Origin of the sequence: Algoriphagus sp. AGSA1 (assembly GCF_021390545.1) — a bacterium.
GTDB lineage: Bacteria > Bacteroidota > Bacteroidia > Cytophagales > Cyclobacteriaceae > Algoriphagus.
This window is the reverse complement of the sequence record NZ_JAJUWR010000009.1, coordinates 76,662-97,637: the sequence shown is the minus strand read 5'-3', so window position 1 is coordinate 97,637 and position 20,976 is coordinate 76,662. Positions and strand designations below refer to the sequence as shown.

Annotated in this window: 20 protein-coding genes and 1 tRNA gene; 13 read left to right on the top strand and 8 right to left on the bottom strand. The window is 42.4% G+C overall.

The window, feature by feature from the left end:
* Window positions 1-85: 85 nt before the first annotated feature.
* On the bottom strand, window positions 86-484 hold the full coding sequence (locus LZF95_RS08720; RefSeq protein ID WP_233754598.1) for an EVE domain-containing protein: 399 nt from the start codon (window positions 482-484) through the stop codon (window positions 86-88).
* Window positions 485-711: 227 nt separating this feature from the next.
* On the opposite strand from LZF95_RS08720, the gene LZF95_RS08715 reads away from it, so the two are divergent.
* From LZF95_RS08715 to LZF95_RS08705, 3 genes are all read left to right on the top strand, one after another.
* On the top strand, window positions 712-2,424 hold the full coding sequence (locus LZF95_RS08715) for a helix-hairpin-helix domain-containing protein (RefSeq protein WP_306422300.1): 1,713 nt from the start codon (window positions 712-714) through the stop codon (window positions 2,422-2,424).
* A 70-nt stretch (window positions 2,425-2,494) separates the two neighbouring features.
* Window positions 2,495-2,782, top strand: a complete 288-nt coding sequence (locus LZF95_RS08710; protein ID WP_233754597.1) for a hypothetical protein — start codon at window positions 2,495-2,497, stop codon at window positions 2,780-2,782.
* 5 nt (window positions 2,783-2,787) lie between these two features.
* The gene (locus LZF95_RS08705; protein ID WP_233754596.1) at window positions 2,788-3,450 is read left to right on the top strand and encodes a YiiX/YebB-like N1pC/P60 family cysteine hydrolase; all 663 of its coding nucleotides are present in this window, start codon (window positions 2,788-2,790) and stop codon (window positions 3,448-3,450) included.
* Between the two features lie 318 nt (window positions 3,451-3,768).
* Here the strand turns inward: LZF95_RS08705 and LZF95_RS08700 are convergent, their stop codons facing one another.
* The 4 genes from LZF95_RS08700 to LZF95_RS08685 form a co-directional block, all read right to left on the bottom strand.
* Entirely contained in the window at window positions 3,769-6,297 is a 2,529-nt protein-coding gene (locus tag LZF95_RS08700) for an ATP-dependent Clp protease ATP-binding subunit (RefSeq protein WP_233754595.1), read from the bottom strand.
* An 81-nt stretch (window positions 6,298-6,378) separates the two neighbouring features.
* Window positions 6,379-7,005, bottom strand: coding sequence for a WbqC family protein (locus LZF95_RS08695; protein WP_233754594.1), 627 nt, complete (start codon window positions 7,003-7,005; stop codon window positions 6,379-6,381).
* A 4-nt stretch (window positions 7,006-7,009) separates the two neighbouring features.
* Window positions 7,010-7,639, bottom strand: a complete 630-nt coding sequence (locus LZF95_RS08690; protein WP_233754593.1) for an L-threonylcarbamoyladenylate synthase — start codon at window positions 7,637-7,639, stop codon at window positions 7,010-7,012.
* Between the two features lie 3 nt (window positions 7,640-7,642).
* Entirely contained in the window at window positions 7,643-8,077 is a 435-nt protein-coding gene (locus LZF95_RS08685; protein ID WP_233754592.1) for a (deoxy)nucleoside triphosphate pyrophosphohydrolase, read from the bottom strand.
* 85 nt (window positions 8,078-8,162) lie between these two features.
* On the opposite strand from LZF95_RS08685, the gene mltG reads away from it, so the two are divergent.
* The 9 genes from mltG (at window position 8,163) to LZF95_RS08640 (ending at window position 16,413) form a co-directional block, all read left to right on the top strand.
* Entirely contained in the window at window positions 8,163-9,206 is a 1,044-nt protein-coding gene (mltG, locus tag LZF95_RS08680; protein WP_233754591.1) for an endolytic transglycosylase MltG, read from the top strand.
* Between the two features lies 1 nt (window position 9,207).
* Entirely contained in the window at window positions 9,208-9,633 is a 426-nt protein-coding gene (locus LZF95_RS08675; RefSeq protein WP_233754590.1) for a thioesterase family protein, read from the top strand.
* Window positions 9,629-10,609, top strand: coding sequence for a YihY/virulence factor BrkB family protein (locus LZF95_RS08670; RefSeq protein ID WP_233754678.1), 981 nt, complete (start codon window positions 9,629-9,631; stop codon window positions 10,607-10,609). Before LZF95_RS08675 ends, LZF95_RS08670 begins: the two co-directional genes overlap by 5 nt.
* Window positions 10,610-10,805: 196 nt before the next feature.
* Window positions 10,806-10,890, top strand: a tRNA-Ser gene (locus LZF95_RS08665).
* A gap of 368 nt (window positions 10,891-11,258) precedes the next feature.
* Window positions 11,259-12,473 carry a site-specific integrase gene (locus tag LZF95_RS08660; RefSeq protein WP_233754589.1) on the top strand — a complete coding sequence of 405 codons (1,215 nt, stop codon included), beginning with the start codon at window positions 11,259-11,261 and terminating at the stop codon, window positions 12,471-12,473.
* Between the two features lie 68 nt (window positions 12,474-12,541).
* Window positions 12,542-13,513 carry a RhuM family protein gene (gene rhuM / locus LZF95_RS08655; protein WP_233754588.1) on the top strand — a complete coding sequence of 324 codons (972 nt, stop codon included), beginning with the start codon at window positions 12,542-12,544 and terminating at the stop codon, window positions 13,511-13,513.
* Window positions 13,514-13,978: 465 nt separating this feature from the next.
* A complete protein-coding gene (locus LZF95_RS08650) occupies window positions 13,979-14,704 on the top strand; it encodes a hypothetical protein (protein WP_233754587.1) in 726 nt (241 codons plus the stop codon).
* A gap of 3 nt (window positions 14,705-14,707) precedes the next feature.
* Window positions 14,708-15,388 carry a hypothetical protein gene (locus tag LZF95_RS08645; RefSeq protein ID WP_233754586.1) on the top strand — a complete coding sequence of 227 codons (681 nt, stop codon included), beginning with the start codon at window positions 14,708-14,710 and terminating at the stop codon, window positions 15,386-15,388.
* An 8-nt stretch (window positions 15,389-15,396) separates the two neighbouring features.
* The gene (locus LZF95_RS08640) at window positions 15,397-16,413 is read left to right on the top strand and encodes a T9SS type A sorting domain-containing protein (protein ID WP_233754585.1); all 1,017 of its coding nucleotides are present in this window, start codon (window positions 15,397-15,399) and stop codon (window positions 16,411-16,413) included.
* Between the two features lie 191 nt (window positions 16,414-16,604).
* Here LZF95_RS08640 and mobC read toward each other — a convergent pair whose 3' ends face one another.
* Genes mobC through LZF95_RS08625 form a run of 3 tightly spaced genes read right to left on the bottom strand, consistent with a single transcriptional unit; the run spans window position 16,605 to window position 20,267 of the window.
* Complete coding sequence (mobC, locus tag LZF95_RS08635) at window positions 16,605-18,593, bottom strand: conjugal transfer protein MobC (RefSeq protein WP_233754584.1); 1,989 nt, start codon at window positions 18,591-18,593, stop codon at window positions 16,605-16,607.
* 19 nt (window positions 18,594-18,612) lie between these two features.
* Entirely contained in the window at window positions 18,613-19,899 is a 1,287-nt protein-coding gene (locus LZF95_RS08630) for a relaxase/mobilization nuclease domain-containing protein (protein WP_233754583.1), read from the bottom strand.
* The gene (locus LZF95_RS08625) at window positions 19,884-20,267 is read right to left on the bottom strand and encodes a hypothetical protein (RefSeq protein ID WP_233754582.1); all 384 of its coding nucleotides are present in this window, start codon (window positions 20,265-20,267) and stop codon (window positions 19,884-19,886) included. The genes LZF95_RS08630 and LZF95_RS08625 overlap by 16 nt, the downstream gene beginning before the upstream one ends.
* Window positions 20,268-20,589: 322 nt before the next feature.
* Here LZF95_RS08625 and LZF95_RS08620 point away from each other — a divergent pair, with 322 nt between their 5' ends.
* Window positions 20,590-20,877, top strand: coding sequence for a hypothetical protein (locus LZF95_RS08620; protein ID WP_233754581.1), 288 nt, complete (start codon window positions 20,590-20,592; stop codon window positions 20,875-20,877).
* The last annotated feature ends 99 nt before the right edge of the window (window positions 20,878-20,976 follow it).

Genomic DNA, 20,976 nt, shown 5'->3' with positions numbered 1-20,976 from the left:
TGAATAACCACTCCTCAGTGTGTCGTTTTCGACACGTCTGCCTGTCCGGTAGGCAGGCCCGCCTACCAGACAGGCAGGCTCGATTTCATGAACCCATCTTTAGCAGTATATCAAACTCTTCTTTACCTACCGGAAGCACAGACAAGCGGGATTGCTTCAGCATGGGCAAGGAGGAAAGTCTATCCTCCGCTTTTATTTCTGCCAGGGAAATAGGATTTTTCAAGGTTCTCTTCACCTTCAGTTTGACTGCTGTCCAGTCTTCATTCCCGGGTTCAGGAAACTGCTCCTGACTCACTTCAGCGATCCCTACTATGGCCTTTTCCTTGCCGCTATGGTAAAAGAACACCAAGTCACCCAGCTGCATTTCCCTTAAAAAATTCCTAGCCTGATAATTTCTCACACCGTCCCATATATCTTCATTTTTGCCTACGAAATCATCCCAGGAATACGATCCTGGCTCAGATTTTACCATCCAGTACTTCATACATTCATTGATTATAAAATTATATACGCAAACGCTTCTCAAAAGGTAAACACAATCCCCCGAATCAAAAACCCAAGAAATGGAATGAATGCCACTCCTATCCAATGCATTAACCTCCAACAGCAAATTGAAAATCGGATTTCAATTTTAAGTTAAGCCATAGTACATTAAATTGAAACTTTATTTAAAGACATCTGTCTGAATTCGTTCACATAACCATAGGAATTTTGGATCACAAGACACTTCTGAAAAAGATAAAACTCAGTATTCAGCTGATGGAACTTCACGATGAAAACCCCTTCAAAATCCGAAGCTATCAAAGTGCGCTCATCAGCTTAGAGCGGGGAGATCAGGACATCATGGTGCTGAGCGAGCAAGAACTTGCCGCAATTCAGGGAGTTGGGAAAAGCATGCTGGAAGCCATACAACAGCTTAAGGAAACTGACACCTTCCCCATGCTTGAGGAATTGCTGGCAAAAACACCTGAGGGAATCCTGGAAGTGCTTCAGATCAAAGGCTTGGGGCCAAAAAAAATAAAAACTCTCTGGACTGAATTGGGGATTACCTCCACCCATGAATTGATGGAAGCCTGCCAGTCTGGAAAGGTGGCCAAAATCAAGGGTTTCGGGGAAAAAACCCAGAATACAATTATAGAGAACCTGGAGTTTACAGCTTCCAATTCGGGCAAGTGGCTTTATGCTGACATAGCACCGATGATTTCCCAGCTGGAAGAAACGCTGCGGGTCTATATGTCAGAAGCCACTTTGGACATTGTAGGAGATTTTGCCAGGAGACTGGAAATCATCACAGAAGCGGAGTTCCTCATAGCCGGGGATGAATTAGCCCCTGTGAAATCCAACATCAGGTCTATGGAATCCATAGAATGGAATCTACGCGAATCAGGCCCCAGGGTACTTCGAGGCAACCTGAAAGACATCGATTTGAAAATCAGCGTCCATTTTTGCGCCAAAGAAGATTATCTATGGAAAAAGCTGTCTCTTATCGCGGCTCCATTACACCTGGAATCCTTAGTGGATGAACAGGAAAGTGTGGCAAAAAAGCTGTTCAAAAAAGACTATGCCAGCGAAGAGGAATTTTTCAGCATCAACAAGCTCCAGTTTATCCCCGTGGAGATGCGTGAGGGATTTGGAGAGATTGAGATGGCCAAGGAAAATAAAATCCCTGACTTGCTGACCGAAAAAGACCTGAAGGGCATAATTCACAATCACTCCACCTACAGTGACGGCAAGCACAGCCTGAGACAAATGGCTGAATATTGCAGAGAATTGGGATATGGCTATCTAGGCATCTCGGATCACAGTAAAACCGCTTTCTACGCCGGTGGTTTGACGGAGGACCAAATTAATAAGCAGCACCAAGAGATCGACGCACTAAATAAAGAAATGTCTCCTTTCCGTATTTTCAAAGGAATAGAAAGCGATATACTTTCGGATGGCAAACTTGATTATGCCCCGGAAGTGCTGGCAAGTTTTGACTTCATTGTATCGTCAGTCCACTCCATATTGAACATGGACATCAGACGGGCAACAGCCCGATTGATCACGGCAATAGAAAACCCTTATACCACTATTTTAGGACATCCCACTGGCAGATTGCTGCTTAGAAGACAAGGCTACCCTATTGACCATAGAGCGATTGTTGATGCCTGCGCTGCCAATAATGTGGTCATAGAAATCAATGCCAATCCCTGGCGCCTGGATCTGGACTGGAGATGGGTCCGGTATGCCATGGATCAAGGTGTGATGCTCTCCATCAATCCTGATGCTCATGCCATGGAAGGTTATTCGGACATGAAGTATGGTGTGCTCGTTGGAAGAAAGGGCGGACTTACCGCGGAGATGACCTTAAACGCAATGAACGTCGATGAAATAAGTAGATATTTCAATTCAAGACTGGAGAAAATAAAGAGCAAAAAGTAAAAGCTATCGCCGTAGGTAACTAGACAGGAATAAGTCTTGTATCTTGCCTCCCTATTTAGATTGAGATATAATGAAATGGACTGAGCACTCCGAAAAGACACTACTCCAACGTTCTTTTTTATTTGGGATTACCGGCATAGTATTGTGCCTTCTTGCCCTTGCCAACTTATACTTCAGCGTATTGGAAGCGCCCATGGGACCATTGAACGGCGTGGGCATGGCGCTGCAATTAGTTGGCTTAAGCCTGGCAGTACTCGTGATCCGAAAGCGGAAACTTGCTCCCGAAATCAAAGAAAAAGCCAAGAAGATGATTTTGATCCTGGCAGTGAGTCTTATGTTTTTTATTTTATCGATATGATTCCAATGGCTTTTAAGCAGGTTCTCTTAATATCCTTATTGGCTTTCACGCTTATTTCTTTGTCTTCCTGCCAGTCTAAAGTTGAGTTTAGCTGGCAGGAAGGAGATATACTTTTTCAGGATGGAGATTGTGGTGATTTCTGCGATGCGATCCGTGCGGTGACATCAGGATATGAAGGAAGGGATTTTTCACATAATGGGTTTCTCCTCTTGGAAAACAATAACTGGTATGTACTGGAGGCAATCTCAAAAGGCGTATCCAAAACTCCTCTTGACAGCTTTCTAAACCGTCATCTGGATACTGAAGGTAAGCCAAAAGTAATGGTGGGCAGACTGAAACCTGAATACCAGCATCTAATCCCGTCGGCACTACAAGAAGCCCAAAAACTTCTAGGAAAACCTTATGATTCCGAATTTGACTTGCTTAATGACTCCTACTATTGCTCAGAACTCATCCACTTATCTCTCCAACAAGCCAATAACGGAGTTCCTGTATTCGAAACACCCCCAATGACATTCAAAGATCCGGATTCCAATGAGTTTTTCCCGATCTGGGTATCCTATTACGATAAGCTTGGCAAAGCCATTCCGGAAGGAATGCCAGGGCTTAATCCGGGAGGAATGTCGCAGGATGCGGCTCTTGAGATGGTTTATGATTTTCAAAAATAAACTTCCGCCGGTGCTGATGGTTCATCTTGCCAAAGGCAAGACCGGTAAATGCCCAGAATGCAATTCTGGGTTAACTAGGCAATATAGGTAAGGGAGTGCCAACGGCACGATTGGTATTTATATCCACATGATCTTTTAGTACTGATCGTGCCGTTGGCACTCTAGGATCTCACATTTATCTAGCACCCCGAATTTCGCTTCGCTGTATTCGGGGTTGGTACGGTGAATGCCCTTGGCAATCTTGTAATCAATAGCAACAACATCAAAAAAAAGCCCCAAACTCAATGCCTGGGGCCTCTAACTAGTTCAGCTAACTTTTTACTCTTCAGCTTTTTCTTTCTTTTTCACTGCGATGGTCAGTTCTGTGCCCTCACCTGAATAATCTGCGGTGATCACATCTCCCTCAGAAAGATCTCCCTTGAGGATTTCCTCCGCAATCGCATCCTCCAGGTATTTCTGGATAGCTCTGTTCAGAGGTCTTGCACCATATTGCTGGTCATACCCCTTCTCGGCCAAGAATTCCTTTGCCTTATCTGTAAGCTCTATTTTATAGCCCAGATCTGTGATTCTGGAAAACAACTTGCCTAAGCTGATATCGATGATCTTAAAGATATGTTCTTGACTAAGTGAATTAAACACTACCACGTCATCCAGCCTGTTTAAGAACTCAGGGCTAAACGCTTTTTTCAAAGCAGACTGAATGGTTGACTTCATCACCTCATCCATATTGTCAGTTCTCGACTGGCTGGCAAACCCTATTCCGGCTCCGAAATCTTTCAGATCCCTCACCCCAATGTTGGAGGTCATGATGATTATGGTATTTCTAAAATCCACTTTTCGACCCAAACCATCCGTCAAAATCCCATCATCCAATACTTGCAGAAGGATATTGAACACATCTGGGTGAGCCTTCTCTATCTCATCAAGCAACACTACAGAGTAAGGCTTTCTTCTGACTTTCTCTGTCAACTGTCCGCCTTCTTCATAACCTACATAGCCTGGAGGCGCTCCTACCAATCTGGACACGGAGAACTTTTCCATGTACTCAGACATATCTATTCTGATCAGAGAATCATCCTTGTCAAAGAGGTAAGTCGCAAGCATCTTGGCCAACTCCGTTTTCCCAACTCCCGTAGGGCCTAGGAAGATAAAGGAACCTATCGGCTTTTTAGGATCTTTCAAGCCAACCCTGGTTCTTTGGATAGCCTTAGTCAGCTTCTTGATCGCCTCATCCTGTCCGATTACCTTACCCGAAAGCTCCGTATTCATACCCAGCAATTTCACACCTTCATTCTGCGCTATTCTCTTCGCAGGAACACCTGTCATCATGGCGATTACCTCCGCCACGTGGTCCTCATCGACAGTGTATCTCTTTGATTTACTTTCCTCTTCCCACTTGTTTTTGGCAGTCTCTAATTGCTCAAGCAATTTTTTCTCCTTATCTCTCAGTTGAGCGGCTTCCTCGTATTTCTGGGATTTCACCACACGGTTTTTCTCAGTCTTGATATCCTCCACCTCAGCTTCAAGCTTCAGGATTTCTTCAGGTACATGAATATTGTTGATATGGACTCTAGCTCCCGCCTCGTCCAAAATATCTATGGCTTTATCCGGTAGGAATCGGTCAGAAATATATCGGTCAGAAAGTTTCACACAAGCAACAATAGCCTCATCGGTATAATTGACATTGTGATGATCCTCGTACTTATCCTTAATATTATTTAGGATCTGTACAGTCTCCTCAGGGGTGGTGGCATCTACCATCACCATCTGGAATCTTCTTGCCAGAGCCCCATCTTTCTCAATGTACTGGCGATACTCATCCAAAGTGGTAGCTCCTATACATTGGATTTCTCCACGAGCCAAGGCCGGCTTGAACATATTTGACGCATCCAAGGAACCCGAAGCCCCACCTGCACCTACGATGGTATGCAGCTCATCGATGAACAGGATCACATTTGGGGACTTTTCCAGTTCGTTCATCACGGCCTTCATTCTCTCTTCAAATTGTCCCCTATATTTCGTGCCTGCTACCAAGGAAGCCAAATCCAGGGTAACTACCCGTTTATTGAACAATACCCGTGAAACCTTTTTCTGGATAATCCTGAGAGCCAAGCCCTCGGCAATCGCTGTCTTACCCACGCCAGGCTCACCGATCAAGATCGGATTGTTTTTCTTTCTTCTGGAAAGAATCTGAGCCACGCGCTCGATTTCCTTCTCACGACCGATTATTGGGTCCAGCTTATCATCCTCGGCCATTTTGGTCAGATCCCTACCAAAATTATCCAAAACGGGAGTTCGGGACTTCTCGGCGCCGGGCTTAGATGTTCCGGAGCTTCCGCTCGAAGAACCAAAAAGCTTGGAACCATCGTCATCTCCATCCTCAGCCTCAGCTCTGGAACGAGGCGAACTGTCCGATGACATTTCCAGCATCTCCTTTACCGAATCGTAATTGATTTCAAATTTGTTGAGTATCTGAGTGGCAATATTGTCTTCATCCCTCAAAATCGAAAGAAGCAAATGCTCCGTCCCGATCAGTTGACTTTTGAATATTTTAGCTTCCAAATACGTGATTTTCAACACCTTCTCCGACTGTCTGGTCAGAGGGATATTGGCCATATTTTTTACGTTGTGATTTGCGGTACCTTTCACGGCCCGTTCTATCGCATTACGCAACTCATCCATTGGCACTCCCAATTTCTTAAGAATGGAAACAGCAACACCTTCACCCTCGCGAATCATCCCCAATAAGAGGTGCTCTGTGCCAATGTAATCATGTCCCAGGCGAAGAGCTTCTTCGCGGCTAAGAGAGATCACCTCTTTGACTCTGTTCGAAAATTTTGCTTCCATTGAATTCCTATATGATTGTTTAATAATCCTGTACGTATGTTACCGAATTTGTTTTGAAAACACAATCCTTTTATAGATTGTTCATTGTTTTTTTACAGACTTTAATACTATTCCTTTCGATGCTGGCCCTTCACAAAACAACAAATCCAGAATGCTCAGGTTAGGATCAAAGTCTAAGCCAAAAAGTTGGAAATAGGGTGTTGCTTTATAGTAATCCCGCTCTGAAAAAGGCACTGGGGGCACCAGTTGCCCTCTTATATCATCAGACCAAGAATCAACCCTACTGTTATCAAACACCCGCATCTTGACAGGCATCCCCAAAAGCCTGAGACATATTGTCAGTATTTGCCAGTTCAATTCCCACAAACTCTCCGTTTTTTTGTGAAACATCTGTTCGAAATAAGGAAAATAATATTCGAAAAAAGGTGCTTTCCCGTAAGCACTCTGAATACTTCTAAGATGAATATTGATCCAGTTTTGGGTATAATCGATCTTGATATCTTTCTGTGGAAGTCTCGGTCTCCGTCCTTGGATAGGTACACTGAGCGTCCCTACCTTATTGGCGAGCCGTATTTGGGTGCGGTTGAAAAAGGACTGCCTTTGATAAGTTTCCTCCGGGAAAAACAGGAGCTCATCTGCTCCGGATATAGCCGCAAAAAACTCCAGGTTTGGAAAATAATGCAGGTCCACTGCGATGATTTTTGCCATGTGACTATTCCAGATTCTCCAGTTTGCCCAAACCTTCTCTAAGCACTTCTACTTCATAGCCCGTGCAATCCAATACGGTAGAAGCTATATTCTGCCCATATCCCCCATCTATCACCACATCGACCAGATGTTGGTATTTTTCGAAAATCAATTCCGGATCGGTACTGTATTCTATCACTTCATCTTCGTCATTGATGGAAGTGGTGAGTATGGGATGCCCCAGTTCTTCCACCAGCATCCTAGGCACATTATGGTCCGGCACCCTGATCCCCAGTGTTTTCTTTTTGCTGTGCAGAATCTTCGGGACCTGATTACTAGCTTCCAAAATAAAGGTAAAGGGGCCTGGCAATCCTTTTTTCATCATCTTGAAAACCGGCTTACTGATCACCTTGGTAAACTGGGAAATATTACTCAGGTCAGCACAGATAATAGAGAAATTATGCTTTTTAGGGTTGATCCCCTTGATTTTGCATATCCGCTCTACAGCACGTACGTTCATGATATCACAGCCCATACCATAGACCGTATCTGTAGGATAGATCACCACGCCACCATCACGAAGCGTGGCGGCGATTTTTCTGATCTTGTCCTGGTCTGGGTTTTCCTCATATAGTCGGATCAATTCAGCGGGCATATCTTAAGTTTCTTTGGTGTAATCAACTAGTTGTTTTTGAATATTGTTCCATTTACCCAGCAATTCCTCCACAATAGGCATATCCGCCGGCGCCCATTCCAAAGTCATCAATTCTTCCTTTCCCGACCATTTTACCGCTTGGTGCTCTGTCAAAGTAAGCTCACCACCTGCCCAACAGCAAATAAATGGAAGCAGATGGATGAGTGTTCCGGGTGTGTAGGAATACTCAGATGGATCCATGGGGCGCACAATATCGATGCTTATACCCAATTCCTCCCTGACCTCTCTGTTCAAGCATTCCTCAGGACTCTCACCCTCTTCAATTTTACCGCCGGGAAATTCCCATAGACCGGGAAGCGGCATAGTCGAAGATCGCTGGGCACAAAGCACTTTCTGGCCCGAAAAAAGCACGGCGCAGGTGACCAATAGTACTCCCATGGCATTATTTTTTTGCCAGAAAGGTATCATTCACTTCCCTCTGGCACAAACTCCAACTTAGATTTTCCCTATTTTTGTCCCTTGTATGCAAAGCGATAAAAGAAAAAACATCTACCTCGTGCTGATCATTGCGGTATCAGTGACCGCGATTTCCATGAGTTTTTATTTCTATCAGGTATTTTTCAGCCCGAATGTGCTGATAGATTCTGACCAGAATTACATGCTGAAGATAGGAAGCAATGACACTTATAAGACTGTCGCAAACAGGCTATATGATGATCAAGTCGTAAATGATTTGGTAAGCTTTAGCTTCGTGGCAAAGATCCTGGACTATCAGGAAGCGGTGAAACCAGGGCTCTACACCCTCACTCCTAAAATGACCAATCTTGAACTGGTCAGACTATTACGCTCCGGCAGACAGACCCCCGTCCGCATCACTTTCAACAACGTGAGAACCAAGGAGGACCTGGCAGAAAAGATCACCGCCAACCTAGAGATCACCAGCGATCAGTTTCTTGACCTGATTCAAGATTCTGTCTATATACGGAAATTTGATTTTGAGGAAGAGACGATCATGAGCATGTTCATCCCCAATACTTATGAGCTGTGGTGGAATACCAGTCCAGAGGCACTTTTTGACCGCATGTATAGGGAATACAACAGTTTCTGGACAGATACTCGCAGACAAAAAGCAAGTTTACTTGGCCTAAACCCAAAAGAAACAAGCACCCTGGCAAGCATAGTGCAGGCAGAAAGCCAGAAGGCGGACGAGCGTCCAAAAATCGCCGGTGTCTATCTGAATAGATTGAGGCTGAATATGCCGCTTCAGGCTGATCCTACCCTAGTATTCGCCTTAGGGGATTTTGAACTGAAGCGGGTTCTCAACATACACAAAGAAACCGACAGCCCATACAACACCTATATGTATGCCGGCCTTCCTCCTGGCCCTATCAATCTTCCCGACATCAACTCATTGGACGCTGTGCTAAACGCGGAAAATCACGATTACCTATATTTCTGTGCTAAGGAGGATTTTTCCGGATACCATGCCTTTGCCGTCACACTTGCGCAGCATACTGCTAACGCGAGGAGATATCAGGCAGCCCTAAATGCCGCTCAAATATATTGACATGTACACTGCCCAGACCCAAATCAGAGTAAGGTACGCAGAGACTGACCAGATGAGCTATGTCTATTATGGCAACTATGCGATGTACTTCGAAGTGGCCAGGGTGGAAGCCATGCGCAGCGTGGGGTTTAGCTACAGGGAAATGGAGGAAGAAGGAGTGATGATGCCCGTACTGGAAAGTCATTTTCGCTATATAAAACCGGGCAAATACGATGAACTGCTCACCATCAAGACCCGGATTCCCTCACTGCCCGGAGCCCGGATCCGATTTGAATATGAGGTGTTCAATGAACATGGGGAGCTGATCACAGAAGGCTGGACTATTCTCACCTTCCTCAAAAAAGACAACCATCGTCCCACCAGACCTCCGCATAATTTATTAGCTTTATTGGAAGGGTATTTTCAAGATGTAGGACAACGTGATTAAAACAAAAATCCTTAGGTTAGAAGTCAGGCTGCTATGGCAAGCCAGAAAGCTAAAGAAAATCCATTTCGGAGACCCCGACAAAAACCTATATGATCTGGGTAGGATTTTTTTGCTCCAGCTGAGAAAAGACGACATTTTAGAGCGGGCCGGATCGATGGCTTTCAGCTATACCATAGCACTCTTCCCCATGATTCTTTTTCTGCTCAACCTTATCCCCTATTTACAGGACATTTTCCCCTATATCACTACGGAGAACATCCTCACCTTCACCCAGGAGATCCTGCCAGAGGAAATCTACACCCAATCTGAAGGGACGATCATGGATATTGTGTCCAAGCCGAGACAAAGCCTGCTTTCTTTGGGTTTCTTCTTTGCCCTCTTTGCTTCCACCCAAGGTGTGGTCTCCATGATGAACTCCTTTAACTCCGTGTATCAGACCAAAGACAACAGAGGCTTTTTTCAAAGCAGAGGCATAGCTGTCAGTATCGTGCTTATACTTGCCCTGACAGTAATTACGGCTAGTTTGGTAATGATCGTGGGCGGGGTCATCATCCGGCGCCTAGATGAGTTGCAAGTGTTCAACTCAGGGTTTATGTATTTCTTGTTCTCCAGTCTGAAGTTCCTCATCCTACTGTTTATGTTTTACATCACTACAGCGTTTATTTTTAGGTTTGCCCCTGCCGTTCACGATAAGTGGAAATTCTTTTCTGAAGGGGCCAAGTTGGCCGGACTGTTGATTACAGTAGGATTCTATGGCTTCACGTTTTACCTGAACAATTTCGCCAGCTACAACAGGCTCTACGGCTCCATCGGAACATTGATCGCTTTGATGCTATGGCTACTTATCACATCGATCATCATCCTGGTATGTTTTGAGGTAAATGTGAGTTTGGACCTGATAGAAGAAAAGAAAAAACGGGAGGGAAATGGAATTGAGGAGTTGGTCCGTGAAGAAAAAAGAGCTGTTCCTGAATAACTCCGCCCCAACTTTTCGGGGAGTCCATAGGATCTGAGAAGTTATTTTAACATTCAATACACAAATTCTATGCAGAGCAGAAAATTAAATCAAAAACAATCAGGAAGTTAGCATAAAAATCCGGTTTAGGTTTTGCAAAAGTTTACTTTTCTCCTACTTTTGCAATCCAAATCAGGCACAAACCTAAGAACGACCTAGAGGAATGGCAGAGCGGTCGAATGCGGCGGTCTTGAAAACCGTTGTACCGAGAGGTACCGGGGGTTCGAATCCCTCTTCCTCTGCTGAGTACCTTGTTGAAAAAGTCAACAAGCTTCTTGAAAAAAGATTTATTAAGTCACTTCAAGAAAGAATAAAAGCGCAAAGCACTGATAATCAGTACATTAAAAATCAGATTTTCGCTTTATTCAACTCATCAGATTCAAAAAAAGCCTGTAAAGAAATTCTTTACAGGCTTTTTTTATGGTCAAAAACCCGTAAAATCTTCACAATTGCCTGTAATTCCAGTGCGTCATTCGTGTAGTCCTCTACCTGAAAAAAAAAGACGCACTGGGAGCATTATATTATTTTGATTATCAACATGTTCAATAAGTGAACATCTTGTGATTTAGAGCTTGTATTCCGAATTTTATTCAACCTAACTAACCAAATCATGTTAGAAAAAAGCTTCGGATTGCTCTTCTTTTTGAAACAGTCCAAAAAATCCACAAAAAAAGAGAGGTATGTTTACCTCAGAATTACCGTCGATGGGATTTCCAAAGAAATTTCTACCAAGAGACTTTGGAACCCTTCAAGATGGAATGGTTCAGCCGGAAGAGCCGAAGGGAACAAAGAGGACAGCAGGACATTAAACGCATTCCTGGATACACTTTCCTATAAAACGCTACAGGCGAAAAAACAACTGATTGAATCGGACAGAGAAGTCACTGCAGAAGCTTTAAAGAATGTCCTTCTTGGAGTCGGTGAGAAGAAAAAGATGATACTGGAGATTTTCAGGGAGCATAATGAACAAGTCGAAGCGTTATTGGGAAAAGAATTTGCTCCCGGTACCCTGCAGCGATACAGAACCTCATTGGATCATACCCGCTCATTTATCCAATGGAAATATGGAGCGGATGACATGGACATCCAACTTCTGGATTATGAATTTATCTCAGGATATTCTTTTTGGCTAAGGTCGGTACAGAACTGCAGTCACAATACCACAGTGAAATACCTTTCCAATTTTAAAAAGATTGTACTGATCTGCATAAAAAACGGATGGTTGATCAGAAATCCATTTGTTCAGTTCAAGATGGTCAAAAAGGAAGTCAATCGGGACTTTCTATCATGGATTGAAATCCAAAAGATATCTGAAAAACAATTCGCAACTGAACGGCTCAACCATGTGAGGGATATTTTTCTATTCAGCTGCTATACTGGCCTTGCCTACATTGATGTCAAAAACCTTAGAAAAAATCAAATAGCAACAGGTATTGACGGAGAGCAATGGATCTATACTCAGAGGCAAAAAACGGACTCTCCTACCCGTTTGCCCTTATTGCCAAAAGCTTTGGAGCTTATTAAAAAGTATAGAGACCACCCTCAATGTAAGGAAGGAACTCATGTATTGCCAGTATTGAGCAACCAAAAGATGAATTCGTATCTGAAGGAAATCGCTGACGTATGTGAGATCAATAAACCGCTCACCTTTCATATTGCACGGCACACATTTGCAACTACCATTACCTTGGCCAATGGAGTACCTATCGAAACCGTATCAAAAATGCTCGGTCACAAATCCCTTAAACAGACGCAGCATTATGCCAAAATCCTGGATACGAAGATAAGTTTTGACATGAAGGCTTTAAGGGAGAAGCTTCAATGAGTCCTAACTGACTTCTCTTTGAATGAAGAGCCAGAAACCCACAAATGAAACTTAAATTGAACCGAACAATGGAAAATCAAATCGAAATATATCAAGCCGCAAATGGACAGACTCAAATTGAGGTAAAGTTTGAACAGGAAACAGTATGGCTAAATCAAAAGCAAATGGCTGAGCTTTTTGGTAAGGACGTAAGAACAATAAATGAACATATCAAAACAATTTATAATAGTCAGGAATTGGAAAAGGAACCAACTATCCGGAATTTCCGGATAGTTCAACTGGAGGGTAAAAGGAAAATTGAACGAAATATCGATCACTTCAATCTCGACATGATCATATCAGTTGGCTATAGAGTAAATTCAAAAAATGGTATAAAATTCCGTCAATGGGCAACCCAACGGCTCAAAGACTTCCTTGTCCAGGGCTATGCTATTAATGAGAGTAGACTTTCTCAGAAGCAACAAGAAGTTCAAACCCTTAAAGACGGAATCCGGATCTTAAGCCGTGCGATTGAGCAAAAAGCTCAAGATCAAAATTTGGACTGGCTTAATCAATTTGCAAAAGGGCTTGAGTTGCTTGATGATTATGATCACGAGAACCTGGATAAAAAAGGGTTAACTAAAAGACAGGCAAATTATCCAGAGTTGGCTGATTACAAAGAAGTAATTCAGGCAATGAAATCAGAATTTGAGTCTGGAGTGTTTGGGAAAGAAAAAGATGGAAGCTTTGAAAGTGCAATTTCGCAGATTAGTAAAGGATTTGGAGAAGAGGATTTCTATCCGACCCTGGAAGAAAAAGCCGCAACGCTCCTATACCTGATCGTCAAAAATCACGGCTTTGTTGACGGCAACAAACGGATTGCCGCAGCATGCTTTCTTCTCTTTTTGCAGTCAAACGGTTTGTTGCATAACGAGGAGGGAATTTCAATCATCAGCAATGATGCCTTGGCAAGCTTGACCTTGTTCATCGCTTCAAGTAAACCGGAAGAAATGGAGACGGTAAAGAAATTGGTGATTAGTGTGTTGAATAGGAATTACTAATTTCTCCAAATCATACTATTATTGGGGTCATATTCAGTCTGACCCTTCCTTTTTGGTTGATATAAAAACACTTCTTCAAAGAATCGATAAACTATCCAATATTCCAAGATAAGATTAGCAATCTCCAAAAATGGTAATTTTCAAGTTTATTAGCTTTTGATTTGAGAGAGGAGTTTATAAAACAATAAAGGCATATTTTTCAAAGAAACATTCTTTCTCACTCCTGTCTCAACAAACGTCCATTTTTTAGACTCCATGGGGGATAGATTATAGTTTGGACACTTTCCTGTTTTTGAATCTGCGCTTAGTACACCCAAAACGAAATATCTCAAAGCCTCAATTCGTGATAATGAGCACTTTTTTGGATTTAGTTATCAAATGCACCCCTAATTATTAACATTTGATATCTTGATTCTATAGTCAAACTTATAATTTAGCACTTCGAAACACTAAACCCTTAATTATATGAAACTAAAAAAACACAGTTTAAAGTCATTTCTAATTCTTGCTGTTTCTTTAATCTACCTCCAGCCCTGTTTTTCCCAAACCTCAAAGTCCCAGAAATGGGAAGTCGGGGCAGATCTATTGTCCCTATTCGATAAAAACCAACTGCCAGATTATTCCCTCTTCTCCACACGGAAAATCGGTGAAAAGGGATTCTCGTTGAGAAGTAGATTAGGTTTTGACATGGATTTCTATAAACCAAAATTAAAAAATAGTAACCAGATTGATGAAGTTCAGAATTACAATTATTTAGTTGTACTCGGGATTGAACGTGATTTTGCAAACTTTCAAGTAGGGAATGGAATGTCCTTGTATTGGGCAGCTGATGTAGGCTTCAACCAATTATTAACTAGAAAACATCAAACCAAATTCATCAGTCCGGAGAATTATATTTTTGATTATAGTGATTACAGATCCAATAATTACCATTTAAATGGCTCCTTTGGAATTATTCAATCAATAACAGAAAGACTTTCACTAAGACTTGAATCTAGCATATCCTATCACCTAGAAGATAACATAGGTATTGACTATTACCTACCTATTGAACCTAATCAGCCTCTTCCACCAAAAAAACAATTAATAGAAGATGCGAAAAAATCAAATGCCACAGGAAGATATAGATATTCTAATAACTATTTATCTCTTATCCCATTCAATCAATTACTCCTAACGATCAAATTTTAAACTATGAAATCAAAATTACATTTTATAGCCATTCTTTTTTTCTACATTTCCAATTTTAATGTGGATACTCTTGCTCAAACTATATCGCTTTCCCCTGTTTCAACCAAAGTATGGGCAGGGGAAACAGTTGAATACACACGATCCTCAATTTCAGGATGTAATGATTATGGTTGGACAGCTTCTTTAGGTGTATTTCCAGATTTCCAAGATGCTCAATCTATTATAACCTCTGCTACTAAAGTTAAAGTAAAGTGGAATATGACAAACTTGCCAGATGCGGCCATAAATGTCAGTTGCGGGGGAGGGGCTAATGGCTCTGTATCAAATATAAGGATTTTATCTCTGGTTAATTTCAACCCAGGTGGAATGAGCGGACCTTCACAAAGCGTCCAATTCTGCTCTAAGCCAACAGCGTGGTATGGTATTGCACCAGCAATAATACCAAATTCCGAATCACCGGGGAATCCTCCAAAAGTTGCTTCCGGTTATGAGTGGACAATTCCACCTGGTTGGACAGGTCCTAATGGAGCAACAGGAACCTTTCGAATTGATGAGCCTACTGCAAGTTCTATTCAACTTACACCTGGAAACTGTGCAGGTGGAGAAATTAAGGTCAGAGCATATACTGATACCGAAGGCAAAGGTACACCTCACTATAGCAACTATAGCATACCCTATATGTAACGAGGGTAATGCCGGCGATAACGACTTCTACAACGGAATTCAAATGTGGAGTTCCTTTCACCGCCTCTATACCTTCTTTGTCATGTGCAGGGTCATACTCTTGGAGCGTCCCTGCGGGATGGCAGGTTCAAGGTTCGGGGAGAAGTGTTACAATCATACCTGCTAAAGATAGTGGGAACATATCGGTAACAGCAAATTTATCGGGATCATGCGGATCACATACGGCAACCAAGCAAATCGAAGTAGAAAATGATATCCAAGCAATAATCGGGCAAGACAATGGGGCTTGCGGAACCACATTTTCTGTGGGGGCATTGCCGGCAGGATCATCAGTTTCCTGGACTTATAGCAGTAATCTACAGAGAATCAACCCTGGAAGTAGCTCTACACTTCAGGTAGTGCCAACTAACCCTTCCAGTTACTCTCCAGGTTGGGTAAAGTCCACCGTGACTAATCCAAACGGGTGTAATTTCGAAAAGATCAGGAACATTTGGGTAGGAATCCCTGGTTTGCCGAGTACTTCATTTCAAAGTTTCAATGTGTATGGCGGTGGGACTTTTACAGCTCCTTCTTTTGCAGGTGTGTACACCGGTTATACGTGGACTGTATCAAATTCTTTGACGGTTGTATCAGGTGGTGGTACGAATGACAATACAATTACTGTAAGCATTAACCCCAATCAAACCTTTGGGGATATTTTTGTAAGGGCTAGAAACGGCTGCGGAAGTTCACAACAACCCTCACAGATCCGTGTAAACAGAATACAATCCTTTAACTATTCGGCCTATCCAAACCCGGTAATAAATGAACTTACAATTGAGGCGGAGAAGATTGATACTACCTCAAGAGAACTGCAGCCATTCGAGGTTAAGGTTTATGATGAATCAGGAAATGAAGTTTTCACGCGTAAAATGGAAGACAAAATAAACAAAATCCCAGTTCTTGGATTTAAGAGAGGATTTTACTATCTCCACATAATCAGCGAAGAAGGTATAATCAGGAAGAAAATAAAAATAGAGAAATAGATAATTAATCCATAAAACCTAAAGTCTAGCAATTAAAAAGTTACACTTTAGGTTCCTTACTCATGTCTCTATGATTTTTCATGAAATTTTTAAAAGATCCTATACTAGTATTTTGAAGGTAATGCGGAGAGTATTCTAATATTATTAACTATCAAGACAGGAATTACCGCAGGAGATGACGTTGTCTTTTCTCACCCCTTCCTAATCACCAAATGCCTCTGCCCTGGATCATTCAATAGCCTACTCATTTCAGAAAGGATAATATCCTGCACATCCTGCTTGATCTGAAGGTAGTTTCTCTGCACAATAGTGCTACTTATCTTTCGGATTTCAGGTATGGGAACATAGTTATCCTGCTCCTTTTTTAGGGCATTGTGGTCGTTGATGATCTCCGAATGAAAAGCTTTCAGAGTCATTTTACAGTCCGGATTATCAGCTACCATACCGACAAATCCACCTGAGGAAAGGGAGGAAATAGTAGATGGAGGAACGGCTGATTCCAGCTGTTTTGATTTGCTGATTGAAGTGTCTGCACTGTTGATCGAAAGACTCTGTCTGTCCTGCATGATCTTCCCTATCCTATCCGATAATTGTTTGGCAGAATCCCCCGTCACCTGTCCCGAAACAATGTTACCAACTATCCCCATGATCACATCTGCAAGCTCCCGCCCATAGTCTTTCCGCAGCTGGCTGAGATCCTGAATACCTAAAGTGGTTGCTACTTTATTGCTCCGGGCAGTGGCAATCAAACTGTCCATACCATTTAAATAGATGGTCGGAAACTCATCGAAAATCAGACTGCTTTTTAGCTTTCCCTTTTGGTTTACCAGCTTCACCAGACGGTTTACATACAGTGAAAGTACGGCTCCATAAATCTGGATTTTCTGGGGATTGTTGCCCATACAAACCAACTTTGGTTCCTTGGGGTTATTGATATCCAGTGTAAAATCATTGCCGGAAAGCACATAGTATAACTGTGCTGAGGACAGCCGCGCCATGGATATTTTGGCTGAAGCTATCTGTCCTTCCAGCTGCTCCATTACATCATTCAGGTAGGCATTCACAAAGGGATTGATCAAGACATCAATATCCTTTTCCGTTCTTAAAACCGTGAACAATTCATCGTAATCTGCCTGCATCAATTCAATGACATGGGGTAAAGTACAGAATTCCCCATCATTGTATTTGCTCAAAAACCAGATGATGGCAGTCAGAAAATTGATCGGTGATTCCACAAAAAAGTCTCCTTGCTTTTTGATCCACTCTCGGTTCAGACCCATCAAAATAGTCCGTGCCGATTCCGCCGCATCGGTAATATCCAACATGGTTTCCGGTGCCAAAGGATTGCAGCGGTGACTCCGGGTGAGGTCATCAAAATTGATCACATATAACTCGGGAACCACTTTATAACTAGCCTTATTTTTCAACCAAGTATTGTAAACTATGGATGACAGATCATCGAATTTGAAGTCATACACAAACATGGAAAACCCTTTTTTGATATGCTGTGTAATCACATGGCGGATGACAAAATAGCTTTTCCCTGACCCCGGTGTCCCAAGTACCATCAGGCCACGAAAGGGATTGATGATATTGATCCAGCTGTTTCTGAGCCTTCCTTTCAAATTATATTTTGCAGGTAGATTTACCGAGAATTCATTCTCAATCAGCCGTTCTTCCTGCGGGAACGTTTCATTTTCTGTATTAAAAATATCGCTGCTGAGTTTGTCATGTATAATTCTGGATAGCTTGGTTCCTCCCGAAAGTATGCATAAAAAACCGACTGAGGTCAATGACATGTAAGCAGTCGAAACCCATTCCAATGGAGCTTGCCAGCTCATTATCGCATAGCTTCCAAAATAAATTCCCAGACCTAATACACCGTATACAAAAGCTGTTTTTGAACTCAAATTCTCACTCTTTCTACCCTTAATTCCCAACAGGGAAATCCCAAGCATCGCCAATGCAATCAACTTCGAAGCATGGAAATCCAGAAACAGACCCGTCCCGGAAATATTCCTCAGCACACTATCCGTCAGATCCCAAACCAAACCCCAATCCTTGAATGTAGCATAGCAATAGTAGTAAAAATGAAGTCCTAAAACTCCGACACCCATCAACCGGGTCATATCCAAAATCTTGCGTAAACCCTGTTCGTTTTCCCCTGTCTGCATTCCCATCTTCCCTTGGTTTAAATACTTACTTTGTTACTTTTTTCTTCCTCTTCCGCTTCTTTTTCCGCCACTCAAAAGGCAGGTAGCTATAGGTTTCTTCAGGCGAAACCACTGTTTCCAACAGACCCCTCGAATCGTTTAATGCATGTTGTGTTTGTCCGATCTCTCCTATCGTAATTGTTTGCTGACCCTCTTGCTTACCCCCCATTTGCCTGCCTGCCTTTGTAAGTAATTCCGGTCTAAACCCACTCTTTTCTGATCGAATAGCTGTTCTATCCATCAACCCTTTTGCGCTATAATTCTTCCCCAATGCACTTCCGTTAAAGACACATTTGGTTCTATGATCGACAAAGGTGATCCCATATAATCTCCCCTCTAGATTCTCTCTTTTTACAGTAGCGATCCCCTGCTTTTCTAGGTTTTTAATCACCTCATCTAAACTCTTTCCCGACATCTTCACCAGCGTTAAATCAATGGCTGAGCGGGTGGATTTAAGTTGTTTTTTACGCTTCATTTCATTGGATTTGAATTTGGATTCAATGGAATTCAGTGTTGCTTTGAAATAAAAACTACTTGCTTTGATCGGCACCCCGACCTTGTTTCCCTGATCATCCATCACCCGATAAACCAATCCCCTGTTTTTGAAAATCCGTGATTCTTCTCTTCCCCTATCGGCAACTATCCTGTATTGGCTCAGTACTGCGTTCAGCTCTGGCAGGGAAGTGAATCTGTAGTTTTTAAGCACATGCTGAAGCACATTTCCTATTGCCCGTTTGGTTTCAGATTTACCATAGTCCAGTCTGGAAATGGCAACTGGTTTGGCGATAAAAAGTCCCTGTTTCTGGGACTCGGCTGGTACCAGTCCAAACTCCATCTCGATAGCTTTTCGGGTCGGTTCAGACTTGAGTTTACCGATATTATGCAAGGGAATCCGCTTGCCGTCGAGCTCAATATTCGTCGTCACAATATGCAGATGTGGGTGGCCTGCATCGGTATGTTTATAGACCAGGTAAGGCTGGTTTTCAAAGCCGATCCCACGAATATATTCCTTGGTAACCTCTTGTAATTTCTCTTTTTCAAAGTCCTCGCCGGGGGCAAAATTCAAAGAAATATGGACTGCATTTACCGACGCTCTGGAGTTAAGACTTGCCAATTTGAGCAGGTATTTCAGGCGCAAATCAGCAGTCTGATCCGCATTTTTCATGGGGTAATTCTGGGCTAAAAGCAATTCAGCCACACCCTCCTTCACCTTATTTTCATTGTAGTGAAACGGTCGTCTCAAAGACTTGCTGGTCTTTATGATTGCAACCATTTCTCCACGGTTTGATCAACAAATCTGTTCACTCGCTTCAGTGATTCTTGGATGCTTTGCTCCAATTTCTCAACCTGGAAACGGTTGGAATTTATTTCATCATCATTAGCCGTATTCATCTTTTTAGCCAACTGGTTATAGTTGGTGGCAAGGCCATGGAGATCCCGCTTCAGTGTAGTCAACTCTTTTAAAAGTTCCTGAATCCCGGTATCCCGATACCTGCCAATCACCACCTTTTTGAGCAATATCCTTCTGGAATAATCACTTAAACTATCGTGAACGGTCCCCCCAAAATTTGCCTTTAGCTTCAGCAATTCACGGTCAGTCAATCGGATATGCAGCCATTTGTTTCTCTTGTTTTCTTCCATCTTCGCAGTTCATTTTCACTGTTCAACATCTTTACAAACTCAAACCCCACGACTTCGGAGTTAGGGGTTTCAAGATCCGGTTGTGATACAACCGTACATCTTGCCGATTTCGGAGGACACAGGAAATCCCGTTAGCTTTTAGAATGATTCTGATACATTGAGAAAATCATCTTTGGCATTACAATTCTTCCCATCGGGTGATACAAGTATAAAAAGTGATGGAATCATTTACCTATCCTGATCAATTTCTAAATAGGCTCAAATCATTGGATCAGAGTAGCTTTAGCCATGAAATTATTCTACATCTAAAATCAATGAAGCTATGGCTATCTCATCACTTGAAACAATCTACGATACACTCCTTGCCGTACCCGGAATGCACGACACGGTAAAAATCGATCTGAAAATTCCCCGCAAAACCGTATTGCTCTTAACTGAAGTAATTACAAGAGGTATGGAACAAAAATCAGAATCAGGAAATCCTGCAATCCTGATTTCCAAAGAGTCAGAAGAGGAACTGAATACCATTATCGCGGAGAGTCTGGAAAAAGCAGGATTGACTATCCTAAGTTCCAAACTCAAAAATTTAACAAAATCGTATGAGGGTTGATCACACTGAAAATATATTTTACTGGCGATTATGGAAATCGCCTCATGAATATCTGAATTTTGCCCTTACTTTTGTTTAAAAAAGTACTATTTTACAAAC

Bases quoted from the DNA above. Each gene is read 5' to 3' on its own strand.
- mltG (WP_233754591.1), top strand. From the start codon at position 8,163: ATGCAAAGCGATAAAAGAAAAAACATCTACCTCGTGCTGATCATTGCG.
- LZF95_RS08720 (WP_233754598.1), bottom strand. From the start codon at position 484: ATGAAGTACTGGATGGTAAAATCTGAGCCAGGATCGTATTCCTGGGAT.
- LZF95_RS08650 (WP_233754587.1), top strand. From the start codon at position 13,979: ATGAAACTAAAAAAACACAGTTTAAAGTCATTTCTAATTCTTGCTGTT.
- LZF95_RS08625 (WP_233754582.1), bottom strand. From the start codon at position 20,267: ATGGAAGAAAACAAGAGAAACAAATGGCTGCATATCCGATTGACTGAC.
- LZF95_RS08630 (WP_233754583.1), bottom strand. From the start codon at position 19,899: ATGGTTGCAATCATAAAGACCAGCAAGTCTTTGAGACGACCGTTTCAC.
- mobC (WP_233754584.1), bottom strand. From the start codon at position 18,593: ATGGGAATGCAGACAGGGGAAAACGAACAGGGTTTACGCAAGATTTTG.
- LZF95_RS08685 (WP_233754592.1), bottom strand. From the start codon at position 8,077: ATGGGAGTACTATTGGTCACCTGCGCCGTGCTTTTTTCGGGCCAGAAA.
- LZF95_RS08675 (WP_233754590.1), top strand. From the start codon at position 9,208: ATGTACACTGCCCAGACCCAAATCAGAGTAAGGTACGCAGAGACTGAC.
- rhuM (WP_233754588.1), top strand. From the start codon at position 12,542: ATGGAAAATCAAATCGAAATATATCAAGCCGCAAATGGACAGACTCAA.
- LZF95_RS08700 (WP_233754595.1), bottom strand. From the start codon at position 6,297: ATGGAAGCAAAATTTTCGAACAGAGTCAAAGAGGTGATCTCTCTTAGC.
- LZF95_RS08710 (WP_233754597.1), top strand. From the start codon at position 2,495: ATGAAATGGACTGAGCACTCCGAAAAGACACTACTCCAACGTTCTTTT.
- LZF95_RS08690 (WP_233754593.1), bottom strand. From the start codon at position 7,639: ATGCCCGCTGAATTGATCCGACTATATGAGGAAAACCCAGACCAGGAC.
- LZF95_RS08640 (WP_233754585.1), top strand. From the start codon at position 15,397: ATGCCGGCGATAACGACTTCTACAACGGAATTCAAATGTGGAGTTCCT.
- LZF95_RS08645 (WP_233754586.1), top strand. From the start codon at position 14,708: ATGAAATCAAAATTACATTTTATAGCCATTCTTTTTTTCTACATTTCC.
- LZF95_RS08695 (WP_233754594.1), bottom strand. From the start codon at position 7,005: ATGGCAAAAATCATCGCAGTGGACCTGCATTATTTTCCAAACCTGGAG.
- LZF95_RS08705 (WP_233754596.1), top strand. From the start codon at position 2,788: ATGGCTTTTAAGCAGGTTCTCTTAATATCCTTATTGGCTTTCACGCTT.
- LZF95_RS08660 (WP_233754589.1), top strand. From the start codon at position 11,259: ATGTTAGAAAAAAGCTTCGGATTGCTCTTCTTTTTGAAACAGTCCAAA.
- LZF95_RS08620 (WP_233754581.1), top strand. From the start codon at position 20,590: ATGGCTATCTCATCACTTGAAACAATCTACGATACACTCCTTGCCGTA.